16 protein-coding genes are annotated in these 18,805 nt (G+C 68.9%); 10 read left to right on the top strand and 6 right to left on the bottom strand.

Features of this window, described 5'->3' with window-relative positions:
* The first annotated feature begins 11 nt into the window (after nt 1-11).
* From Q5H91_RS13980 to Q5H91_RS13955, 6 genes are all read left to right on the top strand, one after another.
* Nucleotides 12-1,271 (top strand): DUF445 domain-containing protein, encoded by a 1,260-nt coding sequence (locus tag Q5H91_RS13980; RefSeq protein ID WP_305174046.1) that lies wholly within the window; start codon nt 12-14, stop codon nt 1,269-1,271.
* A 93-nt stretch (nt 1,272-1,364) separates the two neighbouring features.
* Nucleotides 1,365-2,462 (top strand): ABC transporter permease, encoded by a 1,098-nt coding sequence (locus tag Q5H91_RS13975; RefSeq protein ID WP_305174045.1) that lies wholly within the window; start codon nt 1,365-1,367, stop codon nt 2,460-2,462.
* On the top strand, nt 2,462-3,385 hold the full coding sequence (locus tag Q5H91_RS13970; protein WP_305174044.1) for an ABC transporter ATP-binding protein: 924 nt from the start codon (nt 2,462-2,464) through the stop codon (nt 3,383-3,385). Before Q5H91_RS13975 ends, Q5H91_RS13970 begins: the two co-directional genes overlap by 1 nt.
* Nucleotides 3,385-4,347, top strand: a complete 963-nt coding sequence (locus tag Q5H91_RS13965) for an MlaD family protein (RefSeq protein ID WP_305174043.1) — start codon at nt 3,385-3,387, stop codon at nt 4,345-4,347. Before Q5H91_RS13970 ends, Q5H91_RS13965 begins: the two co-directional genes overlap by 1 nt.
* Before the next feature lie 8 nt (nt 4,348-4,355).
* A complete protein-coding gene (locus Q5H91_RS13960; protein ID WP_305174042.1) occupies nt 4,356-4,952 on the top strand; it encodes an ABC-type transport auxiliary lipoprotein family protein in 597 nt (198 codons plus the stop codon).
* Nucleotides 4,953-5,063: 111 nt separating this feature from the next.
* Nucleotides 5,064-5,552: a DUF4142 domain-containing protein gene (locus tag Q5H91_RS13955; RefSeq protein WP_305174041.1), complete on the top strand. Its 489-nt coding sequence runs from the start codon at nt 5,064-5,066 to the stop codon at nt 5,550-5,552.
* A 422-nt stretch (nt 5,553-5,974) separates the two neighbouring features.
* Here the strand turns inward: Q5H91_RS13955 and Q5H91_RS13950 are convergent, their stop codons facing one another.
* Nucleotides 5,975-6,847 (bottom strand): HpcH/HpaI aldolase/citrate lyase family protein, encoded by an 873-nt coding sequence (locus Q5H91_RS13950; protein WP_305174040.1) that lies wholly within the window; start codon nt 6,845-6,847, stop codon nt 5,975-5,977.
* A gap of 99 nt (nt 6,848-6,946) precedes the next feature.
* Between Q5H91_RS13950 and cyoA the strand changes: the two genes are divergently transcribed.
* Genes cyoA through cyoD form a run of 4 tightly spaced genes read left to right on the top strand, consistent with a single transcriptional unit; the run spans nt 6,947 to nt 10,867 of the window.
* Nucleotides 6,947-7,819, top strand: coding sequence for a ubiquinol oxidase subunit II (gene cyoA, locus Q5H91_RS13945; protein WP_305174039.1), 873 nt, complete (start codon nt 6,947-6,949; stop codon nt 7,817-7,819).
* On the top strand, nt 7,819-9,825 hold the full coding sequence (gene cyoB, locus Q5H91_RS13940) for a cytochrome o ubiquinol oxidase subunit I (protein WP_305174037.1): 2,007 nt from the start codon (nt 7,819-7,821) through the stop codon (nt 9,823-9,825). Before cyoA ends, cyoB begins: the two co-directional genes overlap by 1 nt.
* The gene (cyoC, locus tag Q5H91_RS13935; protein WP_305174036.1) at nt 9,822-10,475 is read left to right on the top strand and encodes a cytochrome o ubiquinol oxidase subunit III; all 654 of its coding nucleotides are present in this window, start codon (nt 9,822-9,824) and stop codon (nt 10,473-10,475) included. Before cyoB ends, cyoC begins: the two co-directional genes overlap by 4 nt.
* Nucleotides 10,472-10,867, top strand: coding sequence for a cytochrome o ubiquinol oxidase subunit IV (gene cyoD, locus Q5H91_RS13930; protein WP_305174035.1), 396 nt, complete (start codon nt 10,472-10,474; stop codon nt 10,865-10,867). The genes cyoC and cyoD overlap by 4 nt, the downstream gene beginning before the upstream one ends.
* Nucleotides 10,868-10,908: 41 nt before the next feature.
* Here the strand turns inward: cyoD and treF are convergent, their stop codons facing one another.
* From treF to glgC, 5 genes are all read right to left on the bottom strand, one after another.
* Entirely contained in the window at nt 10,909-12,432 is a 1,524-nt protein-coding gene (treF, locus tag Q5H91_RS13925; RefSeq protein ID WP_305174034.1) for an alpha,alpha-trehalase TreF, read from the bottom strand.
* A complete protein-coding gene (glgX, locus tag Q5H91_RS13920; protein WP_305174094.1) occupies nt 12,429-14,219 on the bottom strand; it encodes a glycogen debranching protein GlgX in 1,791 nt (596 codons plus the stop codon). Before glgX ends, treF begins: the two co-directional genes overlap by 4 nt.
* A gap of 68 nt (nt 14,220-14,287) precedes the next feature.
* A complete protein-coding gene (locus Q5H91_RS13915; protein ID WP_305174033.1) occupies nt 14,288-15,901 on the bottom strand; it encodes an alpha-D-glucose phosphate-specific phosphoglucomutase in 1,614 nt (537 codons plus the stop codon).
* The gene (gene glgA, locus Q5H91_RS13910; RefSeq protein WP_305174032.1) at nt 15,898-17,337 is read right to left on the bottom strand and encodes a glycogen synthase GlgA; all 1,440 of its coding nucleotides are present in this window, start codon (nt 17,335-17,337) and stop codon (nt 15,898-15,900) included. Before glgA ends, Q5H91_RS13915 begins: the two co-directional genes overlap by 4 nt.
* Before the next feature lie 145 nt (nt 17,338-17,482).
* Nucleotides 17,483-18,748 (bottom strand): glucose-1-phosphate adenylyltransferase, encoded by a 1,266-nt coding sequence (glgC, locus tag Q5H91_RS13905; protein ID WP_305174031.1) that lies wholly within the window; start codon nt 18,746-18,748, stop codon nt 17,483-17,485.
* Between the last annotated feature and the right edge of the window lie 57 nt (nt 18,749-18,805).

The raw sequence follows: 18,805 nt of genomic DNA, 5'->3' as shown, positions 1-18,805 counted from the left end.
TTGATCGTGCGATGACCGGCTTCACCGCGCGCCCCGAGACTGCTCCGCCCGGGCTGGTGCGCATGCGGCAGGTCGCGTTCGCGCTGCTGGTAATGATGGCGGCGCTGTTTCTCGTCAGCCGCGCGCTGGCCGAGCGGCATCCGGCATGGGGCTTCGTGCGCAGCTTCGCCGAGGCGGCGATGATCGGCGGGCTGGCCGACTGGTTCGCGGTGACCGCGCTGTTCCGCCACCCGCTCGGCCTGCCGATCCCGCACACCGCGATCGTGCCGCGCAACAAGGACCGGATCGGCGACCAGCTTGCCCTGTTCCTGCGCGCCAATTTCCTGATCCCGCGCGTGGTCGCGCGCCGGATGCGGCGTGTCGACGTCGCGAGTGCGGTCGCGCGCTGGCTGACCGATCCGCCGGAAGGGGCGGGGGGGCAGTTCCGCCAGGGCGCATCGAAGCTGGTGGCGCAGGTGCTGGAGGGGCTCGACCCTGCGCGACTCGGCGGCATGGTGAAGGCCGCGGTCGCCGGCCGGCTGCGCGAGACTCAGGTCGCGCCGATCGCCGGACAGCTGCTGAAGGCGACGATGGCCGAGGGGCGGCACAAGCCGCTGCTCGATGCGGCGATCCGCTGGGCCGCCGACGCGCTCGCCTCCAACGACGCGCTGGTCCGCCAGATGGTGCAGCAGCGTGCCGGCGCGATCCTGCGCTGGACCGGACTGGACGAGACGCTCGCCGACAAGCTGATCGGCGGCCTCGACAAGCTGCTCGCCGACATGGCCGACGATCCCGAGCATCCGCTGCGGCTGAAGGCGGAGGAGGGGCTCGACCGGCTCGCCTGGGATCTGCAGTTCGATCCTGCCACCCGTGACCGCGTCGAGTCGGCCAAGGACGAGCTGATCGCCAACCCGGCGATGGCGCGCTGGATGGACGGGCTGTGGGAGCAGGCGCGCGCCGCGCTGCTGCGGATCGCCAATGATCCGGAGGCGGCGATGCAGGGGCAGTTGGGCGACGTGCTGCGCCAGCTGGGCGGCACGCTGCGCGACGATCCGCGGTTGGCGCGGACCGTCAACCGCTTCGTGCGGCGGACGGCGGTGGCGATCGCGGCGGATTATGGCGACGGCATCGTCCGGCTGGTGTCGGAAACGGTGCGCAGCTGGGACAGCGGCACGATCACCGCGCGGCTGGAGAATGCGGTGGGACGCGACCTGCAATATATCCGCATCAACGGCACGCTGGTCGGCGGGCTCGTCGGGCTGGCGATCCACGCGGTCGACGTGCTGCTGTGAACGGGTCATGAGCACATCCGCGTCATCACTGCATTTCGCCGCGCGCGCGTATCGGCTTGCCGTGGTCGCCGGTTTCGCCCAAGGAAGAGGCCGATGAGCGCTACCGCCGACTTCCAGGAGGAACAGGGCACCGTCCGCTTCACCGGCGACCTGTCGCTGGCGCGGCTCGGCACCCTGCCCGATCGCCTCGACCGGGTCGACGGGCAGGTGTCGCGAGTCGACCTGAGCGGGGTCGACCGGATCGACACGGTCGGCGCCTGGGTCGTCCACCGCTTCGCCGCACGTCACGACGCCGCGGTCGAGGGGCTGGACGACGATAGCCGCCAGCTGTTCGAGCAGGTCGTGAAGGCCGACGAGCCCGTCGTCGCGCGCGACCGCTCGACCAGCCCGTTGATGCGGGTGCTGGGCGAGATCGGCGATGCCGTCGTGCTGACCGGGCGGACCCTGCTGGGACTGCTCGGTTTCCTGGGCGCGACGACCCTGGCGTTCCTCCACGTCATCCGCCACCCCCGCCGCTTCCGCTTCAACGCGGTGGTGCATGAGTTCGAGACGGTCGGCGTGTCGGCGCTGGCGATCGTCGGGCTGATGAGCTTCCTGATCGGGATCGTGATCGCGCAACAGGGCGCGGTGCAGCTGCGCCAGTTCGGCGCCGAGGTGTTCACGATCAACCTGGTCGGACGGCTGACCCTGCGCGAGCTGGGCGTGCTGATGACCGCGATCATGGTCGCGGGCCGCTCGGGCTCGGCCTTCGCCGCGCAGCTCGGCACGATGAAGCTGACCGAGGAGATCGACGCGATGCGGACCATCGGCGTGTCGCCGATGGAGGCGCTGGTGCTGCCGCGCACGCTGGCGGCGGTGATCCTGATGCCGCTGCTGGGCTTCTACGCTAGTCTGATCGCGATGATCGGCGGCTGCCTGCTCGCCTGGGCGTCGCTGGAGATCCCGCCGGTGACGTTCATCGCCCGCATTCGCGAGGTGGTGCCGATCACCGACCTGTATGTCGGCCTCATCAAGGCGCCGGTGTTCGGGGCGATCATCGCCATCGCCGGCTGTTTCCAGGGCATGCAGGTCGAGGCGGATGCCGAGCAGGTCGGCCTGCGCACCACATCGGCCGTGGTGCAGGGCATCTTCCTGGTCATCGTGCTCGATGCGTTCTTCGCGGTGTTCTTCACCTGGGTGGGGTGGAACTGATGGCGCGCGATCGCAACGAGGTCGTCGTCGAGGTCAAGGGGCTGCGCAACAGCTTCGGCGAGCAGGTGATCCATGACGGGCTGGACCTGCAGGTTCGCCGCGGTGAGATCCTGGGCGTGGTCGGCGGCTCGGGCACCGGCAAGTCGGTGCTGATGCGCTCGATCATCGGGCTCCAGACGCCCGATGCCGGCGAGATCACCGTGTTCGGCCAGCCGACCATCGGCCGTGACGAGACCGAGGCGACCGATATCCGCAAGCGCTGGGGCGTGCTGTTCCAGGGCGGGGCGCTGTTCTCGACCCTGACGGTGGCCGAGAACGTGCAGGTGCCGATCAAGGAATTCTACCGCCACCTGCCGGCCGCGCTGATCGACGAGATCGCGGCGTACAAGGTGGTGATGACCGGCCTGCCCGCCGATGCCGGGCCGAAATACCCGGCCGAGCTGTCGGGCGGCATGAAGAAGCGGGCCGGGCTGGCGCGGGCGCTGGCGCTCGACCCCGAACTGCTGTTCCTGGACGAGCCGACCGCGGGGCTGGACCCGATCGGCGCCGCCGCGTTCGACGAGCTGATCCGCCAGCTGAGCCGCACGCTGGGGCTGACCGTGTTCCTCATCACCCACGATCTGGATACGCTGTACGCGATCTGCGACCGGGTGGCGGTGCTGGCCGAGAAGAAGGTGATCGCGGTCGGCACGATCGACGAGCTGATCGCCACCGACCATCCCTGGATCCAGGAATATTTCGAGGGGCCGCGTGGACGCGCCGCCGCCTCTACCAGGGAGTTCGGCGATCCCGCCTCTGCCGACGCGCAGGCCGATCGTCATCCCACCGAGGTTCGAACCAACGCGGCCGACGCGCCGTCGCAGGGCGGCTCTGCCGACAACCACGCCCGCGATGCCGCCGAGACGCAGACAGGAACACGCTGATGGAAACCCGCTCCAACCACGTCCTGGTCGGCGCCGTCGTGCTGATCCTGCTGGCCGTGCTCGCGCTCTTCACCGTCTGGATCGCCCGGCTGGGTGGCACGTCGGAGAAGGAATATGACATCTTCTTCCGCCAGTCGGTCGACGGGCTCGCGCGCGGGTCGGCGGTCACCTATTCGGGTGTGCCGTCGGGGCAGGTGAAGCAGATCGCGCTGTGGCCGGTCGACCCGCAGTTCGTGCGGGTGCGGATCAGCGTCAACGACGATACCCCGGTGCTGGCGGGCACGACCGCGACCGTGGTCGGCAGCTTCACCGGCACCAGCACCGTTTCGCTCGACGGCGCGCGAAAGGGCGCCGCGCCGATCGTCTGCCCGGACGGTAACGCCACAAGCGTCTGTCCGTACGGCGTGCCGGTGATCCCAACCAAGCAGGGCGGCCTGGGCGCGATCCTGAACTCCGCGCCGCAGCTGCTGGAGCGACTGTCGACGCTGACCGAGCGGCTGACCGGCCTGCTGACCGATCGCAACCAGGCATCGATCGCCGGCATCCTGGAGAATACCAACCGACTGACCGACGCGCTGGCCGATCGCGGGCCCGAGATCGCGGCGACGCTGGCGCAGACCCGCATCGCCATCCAGCAGGCGGGCGAGGCGTCGCAACAGATCGGCCAGCTGGCCGCGACCACCAACGGCGTGCTGGCCAACGACATCCAGCCGACGATCCAGAACCTGAACAAGGCGATCACCTCTGCCCAGAAATCGGCAGAGACGCTGAACGCGGCGATCGGCGACGCGCGGCCGGGCCTCCAGACCTTCTCGCGCCAGACGATTCCGGAGGCGAACCGGCTGGTGCGCGACCTGCGCACCACCGCCGCCGCGCTGTCGTCGGTCGCGGAGAAGGTCGATCAGGGCGGCGCCGGGTCGCTGATCGGGTCGCAGAAGCTGCCGGATTACAAGGGTAAGTGAGGACCGCCATGAAGAAGCCTGCCCTCCGTCGTTCGGCCGTCCTGCTGGCGGTGCTGCCGCTGGCCGGCTGCATCAGCTTCGGCGCCAAGCCGCCCAGCACGCTGCTGACGCTCAGCCCGACCGCGACGGTGCCGGTCGGACAGGACCAGAGCAGCGCGACCGCCAAGGCGATCGTGGTGACGGTGCCCGTCGTCCCGGCGGCACTGGCGGTGGCGCGGGTGCCGGTGCGGACCAGCGCGACGAGCCTGGCCTATGTCAAGGACGCGCAGTGGTCGGAGCCGCCGGCGCGGCTGTTCGCGCGACTGATGTCCGACACGCTGGCTGCCAAGACCGGCCGCGTCGTCGTCAGTCAGGTTCAGGCGGTCGGCGAGAGCAACGACCAGCTCGACGGCGAGCTGCGCAACTTCGGGCTCGACGCGACGGCGCGCGAGGCGGTGGTGACGTTCGACGCATCGCTGTCGCGCACGGGCACGCCGACGACCGAGAAGCGCCGGTTCGAGGCCCGCGTGCCCGTGCCTGCGATCGACGCCGCCAGCGTCGGCCCGGCGATCAACCAAGCGGCCAATCAGGTCGCCGGCGAGGTCGCCGACTGGGTTGGCCGCTGATCCAGATTAAGTCACTCTGAAATAGAGAGGTTTCTCCGCCTTTGCCGGGAACGGTCGTCACCGTCGCGCGCTTGTCGCGCGTGGCCGGGGGGCGAACAGGAGAGACCGACTATGAACCGATTCCTTGCGCCGATCGCCATCGTCGCCGCCGTCGTGGTGGCCGGTCCGGCCGCCGCCCAGCCGATGGCTGCCAAGACCTATGTCGCCAAGGCGGGCGCCAGCGACCTGTACGAGCGGCAGTCGAGCCAGCTGGTGCTGGCGACCACGCAGAATGCAGGACTGCGCGACTTCGCCAACCAGATGATCGCCGATCACACCAAGAGCACGGCCGACGTGAAGGCCGCCGCCAAGCAGGCCGGCATCATGGTGCCGCCGCCCAAGCTGGAGCCGATGCAGGCCCGCAACATCGCCGCGCTGCGCGCCGCCAAGGGAGAGGCACGCGACCGGCTGTACGTCCAGCAGCAGAAGACCGCCCACCAGATGGCGTTGCAGCTGCACCAGAGCTACTCGGCCAACGGCACCTCGGCGCCGCTGAAGGCGGTCGCGACGAGCATCGTGCCGGTGGTGCAGGGGCATCTGCAGCACGTCGAAGGTATGTAATCGCGTAGGGGGCGGCCAGCGGTCGTCGTGCCGCTCCCTCGCATGCCTTCATGGTGTCCGCTCCCGCGTGTTCCCGCGAAAGCGGGAACCCATGATTTCCCCGTCGTGCGCTGACGCCGCGTCGAAGCACCGCAAGGACGCTCTCGAACCCTGGCTGCACAACTACAGCTGGCATCGCCCGCATGGCAGCCGACACTCCAAAACACCCATCAGTCGGCTCAGTCAGCCGGACTAAAAACGTGTTGAGGCTCCACAGCTAGGACGTGATTCACCGAAACTGGAGCCCTCCCCGGCGGAGGCCGGGGCCCAGTTGGGAGGATGGTGATGAAGCGCGTTGCACGTCGTCACGACGGCTTTCCCAACTGGGCCCCGGCCTGCGCCGGGGAGCCAAAGTGGCTGGTTCAATCCGAGTGGATCAGACGCTAGCCGTCCGCCATCGCCACGATCCGCTCGGCCTGCTCCAGGTGAAGCCGCTCGACCATCGCCCCGTCCATCGCGACCGCGCCGCGATCAGCAGTGGCAGGGTCGGCAAAGAGGGCGATGACGCGGCGCGCCCATTCCAGCGTTTCGGGGTCTGGCCCGAACGCCGTGTTGGCGGTGGCGATCTGGGCGGGGTGGATCAGGGTCTTGCCATCGAAGCCCCACATCGCCCCTTGTGCACACTCAGCGGCGAGCCGCTCGGCGTCGTCGGTGACGTTGAGCACGCCGTCCAGCGCCGCCATGCCGCCCGCCCGCGCGCCGGCGACGATCTGCGCCAGCGCAGGCAGCAGTGGCGTCCGCGCCGTATCCGGCCGGCAGCTGAGATCGATCGCGAGGTCGTTAGTGCCGGCGACCAGTGCGGTCAGCCCAAGCCCTTCGGCGGCATCCGCCAGCGCCGGTAGCGCGAGCAGCCCGCGGGCGCTCTCGATCATTGCCCAGAGCGCTGGACCATCCGCGCCGATCCGCGCGCGCGCGGTCGCCACGTCGGCGACGCTGCCGACCTTGGGCAGCAGGACCGCATCGACCGGCGCGGCGGCGAGCGCGGCGAGATCGGCCGCCGCCCATACCGTGTCGCCGGCATTGACCCGCACGACCAGCTCGCGCCCGCCAAAGCCGCCCGCAGCCAGTGCGGCGACCGCCGTATCGCGCGCCGCCACCTTGCGATCGGGCGCGACCGCATCTTCCAGGTCGAGGATCACGACGTCGCAGGGCAGCTGCCGCGCCTTCTCGACCGCACGCGGGTTCGAGGCAGGCATGAACAGCGCGCTTCGGCGTCTGCGCGGGAGGGGGCGGAGCAGAGTGGCGTCGGCGGTCATCGCGGCATGTGGCGGGGGTCGCGGCCCGGCTGCAACCCAAATCGCTATCGCGCCAATTCGCGATGGCCTGTCCCTGCGAGAGCGCGTAGCGTCCGCGCTGTGACCAGGCTTCGCTTCCGCCTCATTCTCCTTGCCGCGCTGGCGCTTGCCGGCTGTTCGGCGGGCGTACTCGATCCGGCCGGGCCGGTGGCGGCGGGTGAGCGGACCATCCTGCTCAACGCGCTGGTCATCATGCTGGGCATCGTCGTGCCGACGATCGTCGTCGCGCTTGCCACCGCCTGGTGGTTCCGGGCTGGGAACAAACGCGCGACCTATCTGCCCGAATGGTCCTATTCGGGGCGGCTGGAATTGCTGGTGTGGTCGATCCCGGCGCTGGTCGTGATTTTCATCGGCGGCATCACCTGGATCGGCAGCCACCAGCTGGCGCCCGAGCGGCCGCTCGATTCGCGGGTGAAGCCAGTGACGGTGCAGGTGGTCGCGCTCGACTGGAAATGGCTGTTCATCTATCCCGAACAGGGCGTGGCGACGGTCAACCGGCTGGTCATCCCCGCGGGCACGCCGATCGCCTTTCGCATCACCAGCGGCACGGTGATGAACAGCTTCTTCGTGCCGCAGCTCGGCAGCCAGATCTACGCGATGGCGGGAATGGATTCGAAGCTGCACCTGCAGGCGGACCGGCCCGGCCAGTTCAGGGGCCTGTCCGCGCATTATAGCGGCGAGGGGTTCGCCGACATGGGATTCGCGGTCGACGCGGTGCCGCCGGCGCAGTTCGCCGCCTGGGTGGGCGCCACGCGTGGCGGCGGCGGGCTAGTGCTCGACGGACCCGGCTTCATGCAATTGGCCCGGGCGAAGGGCAACGTGACGCCCATCGCCTACCGCGCCGTGTTGCCGGGATTGTACGACCGCGTCGTCGCCCAATCGGGCGTGCCGGCGCACAAAGAGACTCAGGCCGCTGGCCGGGAGAACAAGTGATGCTCGGCAAGCTCGGCTGGGACTCGATTCCTTTGGCCAACCCGCTGCCGATCATCGCGTCGGGCGTGGTCGCGCTGGTGATCTGCGGCGTGCTCGGCTGGACCTGGCGACGGGGTTATTTCCCCTATCTGTGGCGCGAGTGGATCACGTCCGTCGACCACAAGCGGATCGGCGTGATGTACTGCGTGCTGGCGGCGGTGATGCTGCTGCGCGGCTTTTCCGATGCGATCCTGATGCGGACGCAGCAGGCGATCGCGTATAATTCGCCCGGATACCTGCCGCCCGAGCATTACGACCAGATCTTCACCGCGCACGGCGTCATCATGATCTTCTTCGTGGCGATGCCTTTCATGATCGGGCTGATGAACTTCGCGCTGCCGCTGCAGCTGGGCGTGCGCGACGTGGCGTTTCCGACGCTCAATTCGGTCAGCTTCTGGCTGACCGCGGTCGGCGCGCTGCTGGTCAATATGAGCCTGGTGATCGGCGAATTCGCCAAGACGGGATGGGTCGTCTACCCGCCGCTGTCCGAGTTGCGCTTCTCGCCCGGTGTCGGCGTCGATTACTATCTGTGGGCGCTACAGATTTCGGGTGTGGGAACGCTCTTGTCGGGCGTCAATCTCGTCACGACCATCCTGAAGATGCGGGCGCCTGGCATGGGCTATACCCGGATGCCGATGTTCTGCTGGACGTCGCTGGCGACCAACCTGCTGATCGTCGCCGCCTTTCCGATCCTGACTGCGACCCTGGCGATGCTGACGCTGGACCGCTACCTCGGCTTCCACTTCTTCACGAACGAGGCTGGCGGCAACCAGATGATGTTCGTGAACCTGATCTGGGCCTGGGGCCATCCGGAAGTCTATATCCTGGTGCTGCCGGTGTTCGGCGTGTTCAGCGAGGTGATCTCGACCTTTTCGGGCAAGCCGCTGTTCGGATACCGGTCGATGATCGTCGCGACGATGGCGATCTGCCTGTTGTCTTTCATGGTGTGGCTCCACCATTTCTTCACCATGGGGGCGGGCGCCGACGTCAACGGCTTCTTCGGCATAACGACGATGATTATCGCGGTGCCGACGGGGGTGAAGGTCTTCAACTGGATCTTCACCATGTATGGCGGGCGCATCCGCTACACCTCGATGATGCTGTGGTCGCTGGGGTTCGTCGTCACCTTCGTGATTGGCGGAATGACCGGCGTGCTGCTGGCGGTGCCGCCGGCCGACTTCGTGCTGCACAACTCGTTGTTCCTGGTCGCGCATTTCCACAACATCGTCATCCCGGCCGTGCTGTTCGGCGCGTTCGCGGGGGTGACCTATTGGTGGCCCAAGGCGTTCGGCTTCACGCTGGACGAGACGTGGGGCAAGCGGAGCTTCTGGTTCTGGATCACCGGCTTCTATCTCGCCTTCATGCCGCTCTACGTGCTCGGGCTGATGGGAATGACGCGGCGGCTGGGTCATTACGACGTGCCCGAATGGCAGCCTTGGCTGATCGCCGCGGCCGGGGGGGCCGCGCTGATCGCCTGCGGCATCCTATGCCAGATCATCATGTTCACCGTGTCGATCCGCAACCGGCATGCGCTGGCCGATACCACCGGCGACCCGTGGGACGGACGCACGCTGGAATGGGCGACGACCTCGCCGCCGCCGGTATTCAACTTCGCGGTACTGCCCGACGTGCGCGGCGAGGAAGCCTATTGGGGGCTGAAATCGACCGCGCGCGAGAACCGGCGGCTGTCCGACCTGCCCGACTATGTCGATATCGAGATGCCGAAGAATTCGCCCACCGGGATCGTCTCCGCCTTCTTCGCGACCGTCATGGGCTTCGCGCTGATCTGGCACATCTGGTGGATGGTGATCCTGGGATTCCTGGGCGCCTGGGCGACCTTCGTCGTCTTCGCCTGGCGTGACGAGGCGGAATACCACATCCACGCGAGCGAGCTGGAAGAGGGCGACCGCCGTCGCCGCGAGGCAAAGGCCAAGCTGCTCGACCTGCCGCCCGAGGCGCTGGCATGAGCGGCGGCCACAAGGCGGGGGGCAGCAAGCACGGCGACCCCAACAAGCTGGGGCACGGCGAGGTGCCGGCCGACGAGCAGGGGCCGGCGCCCAAGCGGATCGTCGTCGCCTACGGCTTCTGGATCTTCCTGCTGTCGGACTTCATCATGTTCGCCGGCTTCTTCGCGGCGTACGCGGTGCTGGTCGGCGAGACGGCGGGCGGCCCCGCCGGGCGCGACGTGTTCGAGCTGCCGCTGGTCGCGTGGGAAACCGCGTTCCTGCTGCTGTCGTCCTTCGCATGCGGCATGGCGGGGATCGCAGCGTTCGCGCGCAATGTCCGCTGGTTCCAGGTGGCGATGGCCGCCACCGCGCTGCTCGGCGCGGCGTTCCTGAGCCTCGAGCTCTACGAGTTCACCCACCTGATCGGTGAGGGCGCGGGGCCGAGCCGCTCGGCGTTCCTGTCCGCCTTCTTCGCGCTCGTCGGCTGCCACGGCCTTCACGTCACGCTGGGGCTGATCTGGCTGACGACCATGATGGCGCAGGTCTGGGCCAAGGGGTTTCGCGAGGATATCCTTCGCCGCATCGCCTGTTTCAGCCTGTTCTGGCACGCGCTCGACATCATCTGGGTGGCGCTGTTCACCGTCGTCTATCTGCTGGGAGCCGGCGCATGACCGAAAGCCGCGATCTCGACAATGTCTCCGACGACACGGCACCCGGTGAGGAGTCCGAACGCGAGTCGATCGCCGGCGGCATCCGCGGTTACGCGATCGGGCTGGGATTGGCGGCATTATTGACGGTGGCGTCGTTCTGGGCGGTGCAGACCAACCTGATCTATGGCCCTGGCATCCCGGTCGCGCTGATCGCGCTGGCGGTGGCGCAGATGGGCGTGCACTTGGTCTTCTTCCTGCACATCACCACCGGGCCAGACAATACCAACAACACGCTGGCGCTGGCGTTCGGCGTGCTGATCGTGGCGCTGGTGCTGATCGGGTCGATCTGGATCATGGCGCACCTGCACCATAACCTGATGCCGATGGGCGAGATGCTGATGCGGCAGCGATAGGGCTCGAAAGCCCCTCCCTGAGGAGGAGGGGAGAAAAGGGGTCACTTCTCCGCCAGCAGCATCCGTGTCACGCCGTTGGTCCAGCCGAACCCGTCCTGGTTCGGATATTCGCCACCACCGCCGGGCCGACGCTCGATCACGTCGTATTTCTCGAGCAGCTTGCCCGACGCGTTATACTCACGCGTGACGCTGCCCAGCCAGCCGGTGCGGATGCGACTCGCCAGCGCCATTTCGCCATAGCCACGTAAGCCCTGGATCGCGACCCACTGGAGCGGCGCCCAGCCATTGGGCTCGTCCCATTGCTGGCCACTATGCACCCGCGTTGCCGACAGCCCGCCCTCGCCGATCAGGGGCTCTAGCGCCGCGGCGGTGGCGCGCGCCTGATCGGGGGTGGCGACGCGGGAAAACAGCGCGAACGCCATCGCCGCGGTCGGACGGTCGTTGGCCTTGCCGGTGTCGAGGTCAAAGTCGGCGAAGAAGCGCCCGTTCCACAGGTGCCGCCGCATCGCCGTGATCCGCGCCTCGGCGCGCGCGGTATAGTCGGCGGCGCAGGCGCGGTCGCCCAGCGTCCGGCAATTGCCCGCGATCGCCCGTTCCATCCCGACCATCAGGCTGTTGAGGTCGACCGGCACCAGCCGTGTCGTGCGGATCGTCGCCAGCGTGCGCCCGTCGGCGAACCAGCGCGACGAGAAGTCCCAGCCGCTCTCCGCCGCCGCGCGCAGGTCGCGGAACAGCTGGTGCCGGTCGCGATCCGGCGTCGCGTCGGCGAGCATCACGTCCTCGCGATAGCTCTCGTCGCGCGGGTCGTCGCGATCGTCCCAATAACGGTTGAGGAGCGACCCGTCGGCCAGCCGCACGACGCGACGGTGCTGCGCGCCGGGCTTCAGCGCGTCGGCGCCCGCCATCCAGAAGTCGTGCTCCGCGCGCATCTGCCGCGTCCGCGTCGCCAGCGTCTTCGCGTCGCGCGACATGCCGGCCATCAGGTAGAAGAAAGGCGGCTGCGAGCGGCTGAGATAATAGGTGCGCGTGCCGTTGGGGATATGGCCGTAGCGGTCGATCAGGCTGCCGAAATCGACGACCATGTTCTCGACCAGATCCTGCCGCCCGGCGATCGGCAGGCCGAGCATCGAGAACCAGCTGTCCCAGTAATACATCTCGCGGAACCGCCCGCCGGGCACGACATAGGGGCGCGGCAGGGTCAGCGCCGACGATCCCGCCGGCACCCTGGTGGTGGTGCGGGTCAGGTGCGGCCAGAGCTGGTCGATATGCTCGACCAGCGCACGGCGCGGCTGCTGCCGGGGCGAGGCGCTCTCAGGCACGGTGAAGTGGGCCAGCACGAAGCGGCGCAGTGCGGCAGTGTCCTCGCCGCAGCCGCATCGCTTCCACGCGGCCATGATCTCGGCATCGGGCGCCTTGGGCACGGCATCGACGAAGGTCTTTCCGTCCGGAAAGACGCTGCGCATCTGCACCGCGTGGAACAGGTCGCCGAAGCGCTGTTGCGGAGAGGGCGGATAAGGGGTGGCGGCGATCAGCATAAGGGCGGCGAGCAGCAGGCGGACGGTCATGGGCGGCTCTCCAACATATCGGCCAGCGCGAGGGTGACGCGCCGCTCGCCGCGGTCGATGCGGATATACACCATCCGCTCGCCATCGGGCAGGCGCAGCAGGAAACCGCCCATCCCGGCCCAGCGCTCCGCGGTCATCGGGCGGTCGGTCATGTCGCGCCAGTCCGCGGCCTCCAGCCAGTGCTGGTCGGCAAGCGCGCCGGCGCGGCGGAAGCGCGACAGCCGGGCGACGAAATCCTCCAGCGCGGTGTCGCGGCCCTGCCAGTCGAGCCAGCTGGTCTCGTTGTCCTGGGCATAGGCATTGTTGTTGCCGCCCTGACTACGGCCGAATTCGTCGCCGGCGGTCAGCATCGGCGTGCCGCGCGCGGCGAACAGAATGGCGAGCAGCGCGCGGACGTCGCCGTCGCGGCGGCGACGGACCTCGGCGTCGTCGCTGGGGCCTTCGACGCCGTTGTTCCAGCAGACCTCGTCGGCATGGCCATCGCGGTTGTTCTCGCCATTGGCCAGGTTGTGGCGGCCGGCATAGGCGACGACATCGGCGAGCGCGAAGCCGTCATGCGCGGCGATGAAATTGACGCTGCGCGTCACGGAGATCGAGGCGGCGAAAACGTCGGACGATCCGGCCAGCCGCGTCGCCAGCGTCCCCGCCGCACCATCGCCGCGCCAGAAGCGGCGGACATCGTCGCGGAACCTGTCGTTCCATTCCAGCCAGTCGGGCGGAAAATGACCGAGCTGATAGCCGCCGGGGCCGATGTCCCATGGCTCGGCGATCATCTGGCGGGTCGACAGGATCGGGTCGGCGGCGATCGCGGCGAAGATCGGCGCGGCAGCGTCGAACCCCGGACCGCGTGCCATGACCGGCGCCAGGTCGAAGCGGAAGCCCTCCACCCCCAGTCGCGCGAAATGACGCAGGGTATCGAGCGCGAGGTCGCGGACATGGGCCTGCGCGAAATCGAGCATGTTGCCGGTGCCGGCATCGTTGATGAGCCGACCGTCGCCGCCCCGCGCGTAGCTGGCGGGGTCGAGGCCGCGGAAGCACAGGGTCGGACCACCCTCGTCGCTCTCGCCGGTGTGGTTGAACACCACGTCCAGGATCACGCCGATGCCGGCCGAGCGAAGGGTGGCGAGCGTCGCGCGCAGCTCCTCGGTGCCGCCGGGGGCGAGGCGGGGGTCGAGCGCCATCATCGTGACGGGATTATAACCCCAGGCGTTGCGAAGGCCGGCGGCGTGGAGGTGGCGCTCGTCGATCCAGGCGGCGATCGGCATCAGCTCGACCGCGGCGACGCCGAGCTTCTGCAGGTGCGCGATCACCGCCGGGTGGGCGAGCGCGGCGATCGTGCCGCGCTGCTCGGCGGGCACGTCCGGATGGCGCATGGTGAAGCCGCGGACGTTCAGCTCGTAGATCAGCTGCCCCGGCTGGAACAGGCGTGGGGGGACGGGATCGTCGGTCCAGGGTACCGGCACCACTGCCTTGGGCATCAGCGCGGCGGTGTCCTCGCCCCGCACGCCGAGCCGCGGGTCATAGGCGAACGGGCCATCGAGTTCGACCGCATAAGGATCGACCAGCAGCTTGGCCGGATCGAAGCCGCGCGCGACCGGTCCCTCCGCGCGGTAACCGTAGCGTTGGCCGGGACCGACGCCGGCAACCTGGGTGATCCAGAGGTCGCCGCTGCGGGCCATCGCTACCCGTCGCTCGGCGATTCCATCGAACAGGCAGAGCCACACCGCGCTCGCCTCCGGTGCGCGGACGGCGAAGCTGGTGGCACCCTCGCTCGGATGCGCGCCCAGCGTGCCGGGCGGGACGGGAGCAGGCCACAGGAACGCGCCGACCCGCTGGCCGACCCGGCCGAACAGGCTCACGTCACGACGTCGGGCTGGTCGCGACCGGTGTGGCGGACGATGCCGGCGATCGCGTCGGCCGCGGCGGCGATGTCGGCGAGCATTTCGGTCGTGTCCTCGTCGATCCGCTCCGCGTCGAAGCGCTCCAGATAGACGCGCAGCGTCGCGCCGCTGGTGCCGGTACCCGACAGGCGGAACACGACGCGGCTGCCGCCGGCGAACAGCACGCGCACGCCCTGGTTGCGGCTGACCGAGCCGTCGGTCGGGTCTTCATAGGCGAAATCGTCCGCCGCCTCGACGGTCAGGTCGCCGAAGCGCTCGCCGGGCAGGGTCGCCAATCGCCCGCGCAGCTCGGCCATCAGCGCGTCGGCGCGGTCGCTCTCGACGCCCTCGTAATCGTGGCGCGCATAATAGTTGCGGCCATAGGTCGCCCAGTGATCGCGGGCGATCTGGTCGACCGACTTGCCCGTCGCCGCGAGGATGTTGAGCCAGAGGAGCACCGCCCACAGCCCGTCCTTCTCGCGGACATGGTCGCTGCCGGTGCCGGCGCTCTCCTCGCCGCAGATCGTCGCCATGCCGGCGTCGAGCAGATTGCCGAAGAACTTCCAGCCCGTCGGCGTTTCATAGGCGGGGATGCCGAGCTTCGCCGCGACCCGATCGGCGGCGGCGCTTGTCGGCATCGAGCGGGCGATGCCCTTCAGTCCTTGCGCATACCCCGGCGCGAGGTGCGCGTTGGCGGCGAGCATCGCCAGGCTGTCCGACGGGGTGACGAAGCGCCCGCGCCCGATGATGAGGTTGCGGTCGCCGTCGCCGTCCGACGCCGCGCCGAAATCGGGCGCATCGGGCGCCATCATCGTCTCGTACAGTTCGTGCGCGTGGACGAGGTTGGGGTCGGGATGATGGCCGCCGAAGTCGGGCAGCGGCGTGCCGTTGCGGACCGTGCCCCGGGCGAAGCCGAGGCGGTTCTCGAGGATCTCGGTTGCGTAGGGGCCGGTGACCGCGCTCATCGCGTCGAACGCCATGGTCAGCTTCGCCGCGCGGATCGCGTCGAAGTCGAACAGCTTTTCCATCAGCACCGCATAGTCGGCGACCGGGTCGACGATCTCGACGACCATGTCGCCGACCTGCACCTCGCCCAGCCGGTCGAGGTCGATGTCGTCCGCTTCTACGTCGCGCCAGACGGTGATCGTGGTGGTGCGCGCGTGGATCGCCTCGGTCACCTTCTCGGGTGCCGGGCCGCCATTGGCGATGTTGTACTTGATCCCGAAATCCTCGTCCGGGCCGCCGGGATTGTGGCTGGCCGACAGGACGAGGCCGCCGAGCGCGCCGCGGATGCGGATCAGGTTGCTGGCGGCGGGGGTCGACAGGATGCCGCCCTGCCCGACGATGACCCGACCGAAACCGGCTGCGGCGGCCATGCGGATCGCGACCTGGATGACCTCGCGGTTGAGGAATCGGCCATCGCCGCCGATGACCAGCGTCGCGCCGTCTTTTCCGTCGATCGCGTCGAACACCGACTGCACGAAGTTCTCGGCATAGTTAGGCTGCTGGAACACGCGCACCTTCTTGCGCAGGCCCGAGGTGCCTGGCTTCTGGTCGGTGAACGGCGTGGTCGGATGCTCGCGGATCATGGTCGTTCCAGCAGGTTATGGTAGAGATCGGCATAGCGACGGCCGCTCTCGTTCCAGGAGAAGTCGGCGGCCATGCCGCTCAACTGCATCCGCCGCCAGCGCGGCTGGTCGGCATGCAGCGCGACGGCGCGGGCGATGGCGTGGGTCAGCGCATCGGGGGTGACGCCGTCATGGACGATGCCGGTCGCGACCCCGGCGGCAAGCGCGGCCTGATTGGCGTCGATGACCGTATCGGCGAGCCCGCCGGTGCGGGCGACCACGGGGACGCAGCCATAGGCGAGGCCGTAGAGCTGGGTCAGGCCGCACGGCTCGAACCGGCTGGGGATCAGGATCGCGTCGGCCCCACCCTGGAGCAGGTGGGACAGCGCCTCGTCGTAGCCGATCCGCACGCCGATCCGGCCGGGATGGCGCGCAGCGGCGGCGATGAAGGCGGCCTCCAGCGGCTTGTCGCCCGAGCCGAGCAGCGCGAGCCGCCCGCCCATGGCGACCAGAGCGTCGAGGCAGTCGGCGAGGACGTCCATGCCCTTCTGCCAGGTCAGCCGGCTGACCACGGTAAAGATCGGACCGCTACCGGGCGCCAGCCCGAACGCCGCCTCGACCGCGGCACGGTTGGCGGCGCGGGCGTCGAGCGTGTCGGCGTCGTAGCGGGCGGGCAGGGCGGCGTCGTTCGCCGGGCTCCACACCGCCGGGTCGATGCCATTGACGATGCCGGACACCATATCGGCGCGGTCGACGATCAGCCCCTCCAGTCCCATGCCGAACTCGGGAACGCGGATCTCGCGCGCGTAGGTCGGCGAGACGGTGGTGATCGCGTCGGCGGCCTCCAGCCCCGCCTTCAGATAGCCGAGCGCGCCGTAATATTCGACGCCGTGGATCGAGTTCATCCAGTCGGGCAGGCCGAGCGCGGCGAAGTGCGCGCGGTCGAACCGGCCCTGGAACGCGATGTTGTGGACGGTCATAACCGTCTTTGCCCGCCCGCCGAGCGCACGAACATAGGCGGGGGCGAGCCCGGCCTGCCAGTCATGCGCGTGGAGCAGGGCAAAGCGCTGGCCGGCGACGTGCCCGCTTGTCAGTTCTCCGCCGGCACGGGCAAGCGCGGCGAAGCGCCGCCAATTGTCGTCCCAGTCACGGCCGGTCGTGTCGCCGTACGGGCCGCCGGCGCGGGCGAACAGGGCGGGAGCATCGAGGACCAGCAGCGGGTGCTCGCCGAGCTGTGCGGCGACCAGCCGCGCCTCGACGCCGAGCAGGTCAGGCCAGCGATGCACTGTCTCGCCCTGCGCGATCAGGTCGGCAAGGGCCGGATAGCCGGGCAGCAGCGTGGTCGTCGCGAAGCCATGCGGGGTGAGCGCGTCGGGCAGGGCGCCGACGACGTCGGCGAGGCCGCCGGTCTTGACGAGGGGGTACGCCTCCGACGCAACCGAGAGGATGGGGGTCACTGCAAATCCTCCCCCGGAGGGGGAGGGGGACCGCCGGCGCAGCCGGTGGTGGAGGGGTGTCCCCCTTCAACGGACCGCGACACCCCTCCGTCACGCCTTCGGCGTGCCACCTCCCCTTTCAGGGGAGGAGCGACGTGCGGCATCCTCACACCGTCAGCCGGTCGATCATCGGCTGGGTAATCAGGCAGATGCCGCGGTCGGTCCGGCGGAAGCGGTGGGCGTCCAGTTCCGGGTCGTCGCCGACCACCAGCCCGTTGGGGATATGGACGCCGGCATCGATCACCACCCGGCGCAGCCGCGCGCCGCGGCCGATATGGCAGTTGGGCAGGACCACCGCCTCGTCGAGCATCGCGAAGCTGTGCGCGCGGGTGCCGGTCGACAGCAGCGAGCGGTTGATCGACGCGCCGGAGACGATGCAGTTGCCCGACACCAGGCTGGCGACCGCCGACCCGCGCCGCCCGTCGATGTCGTGGACGAACTTGGCCGGGGGCGTGATCTCCGAATAGGTCCAGAGCGGCCAGCTATGCTCGTAGAGATCCAGCTCCGGCACCACGTCGGTCAGGTCGATATTGGCTTCCCAATAGGCATCGATCGTGCCGACGTCGCGCCAATAGGCCTTGGGTTCCTCGGCCGAGCGGACGCAGCTGTCGCCGAAGCGGTGCGCCTGCGCCTTCCCGTGCTTGACGAGATAGGGGATGATGTCCTTGCCGAAGTCGCGGCTCGACCCCTCGGTCGCGGCGTCGCGGCGCAGCTCCTCGATCAGAAAGCGGGTGGCGAAGACGTAGATGCCCAGGCTGGCGAGCGCGATGTCGGGATTGCCGGGGATGGCGGGCGGGTCCTTAGGCTTCTCTACGAAATCGACGATCCGGTCCTGCTCGTCGACATGCATCACGCCGAAGCCGGTGGCCTCCATCCGCGGCACTTCCATGCACGCGACGGTCACGTCCGCACCGCTGTCGCAGTGCTGCTGGAGCATGATCTCGTAGTCCATCTTGTAGATATGGTCACCGGCCAGGATGACCATGAACTCGGGACCATAGCTCTCGATGATGTCGATGTTCTGGAAGACGGCGTCGGCCGTACCCTCGTACCACTGGAACTCGCTGACCCGCTGTGAGGCGGGAAGGATGTCGAAGCTCTCGTTGCGTTCGGGGCGCAGGAAGTTCCAGCCGCGCTGCAGGTGGCGGATCAGGCTGTGCGCCTTGTACTGGGTCGCGACGCCGATGCGGCGGATGCCCGAGTTGAGCGCGTTGGACAGGGCGAAGTCGATGATCCGGCTCTTGCCGCCGAAGTACACCGCCGGCTTGGCGCGAGTGTCGGTCATCTCGAACAACCGGCTGCCGCGCCCGCCCGCCAGCACATAGGCCATCGCGTCACGGGCCAGCGGCTGCCCCCTGCGGTGTTCAATCATCGCCACTCCTTCCCCCCTATATCCGCCGCGTCCGCAGATGCGGCGGGCGTGTTGCAA

The organism is Sphingomonas aurea (genome assembly GCF_030678875.1).
In the GTDB taxonomy this organism is placed as follows: Bacteria; Pseudomonadota; Alphaproteobacteria; order Sphingomonadales; family Sphingomonadaceae; genus Sphingomonas; species Sphingomonas aurea.
The sequence above is the reverse complement of the archived record's forward strand: the minus strand, read 5'-3'. Positions and strand labels throughout refer to the sequence as shown.

Bases quoted from the DNA above. Each gene is read 5' to 3' on its own strand.
- Q5H91_RS13980 (WP_305174046.1), top strand. From the start codon at position 12: ATGACCGGCTTCACCGCGCGCCCCGAGACTGCTCCGCCCGGGCTGGTG.
- Q5H91_RS13975 (WP_305174045.1), top strand. From the start codon at position 1,365: ATGAGCGCTACCGCCGACTTCCAGGAGGAACAGGGCACCGTCCGCTTC.
- Q5H91_RS13970 (WP_305174044.1), top strand. From the start codon at position 2,462: ATGGCGCGCGATCGCAACGAGGTCGTCGTCGAGGTCAAGGGGCTGCGC.
- Q5H91_RS13965 (WP_305174043.1), top strand. From the start codon at position 3,385: ATGGAAACCCGCTCCAACCACGTCCTGGTCGGCGCCGTCGTGCTGATC.
- Q5H91_RS13960 (WP_305174042.1), top strand. From the start codon at position 4,356: ATGAAGAAGCCTGCCCTCCGTCGTTCGGCCGTCCTGCTGGCGGTGCTG.
- Q5H91_RS13955 (WP_305174041.1), top strand. From the start codon at position 5,064: ATGAACCGATTCCTTGCGCCGATCGCCATCGTCGCCGCCGTCGTGGTG.
- Q5H91_RS13950 (WP_305174040.1), bottom strand. From the start codon at position 6,847: ATGACCGCCGACGCCACTCTGCTCCGCCCCCTCCCGCGCAGACGCCGA.
- cyoB (WP_305174037.1), top strand. From the start codon at position 7,819: ATGCTCGGCAAGCTCGGCTGGGACTCGATTCCTTTGGCCAACCCGCTG.
- cyoC (WP_305174036.1), top strand. From the start codon at position 9,822: ATGAGCGGCGGCCACAAGGCGGGGGGCAGCAAGCACGGCGACCCCAAC.
- cyoD (WP_305174035.1), top strand. From the start codon at position 10,472: ATGACCGAAAGCCGCGATCTCGACAATGTCTCCGACGACACGGCACCC.
- treF (WP_305174034.1), bottom strand. From the start codon at position 12,432: ATGACCGTCCGCCTGCTGCTCGCCGCCCTTATGCTGATCGCCGCCACC.
- Q5H91_RS13915 (WP_305174033.1), bottom strand. From the start codon at position 15,901: ATGATCCGCGAGCATCCGACCACGCCGTTCACCGACCAGAAGCCAGGC.
- glgC (WP_305174031.1), bottom strand. From the start codon at position 18,748: ATGATTGAACACCGCAGGGGGCAGCCGCTGGCCCGTGACGCGATGGCC.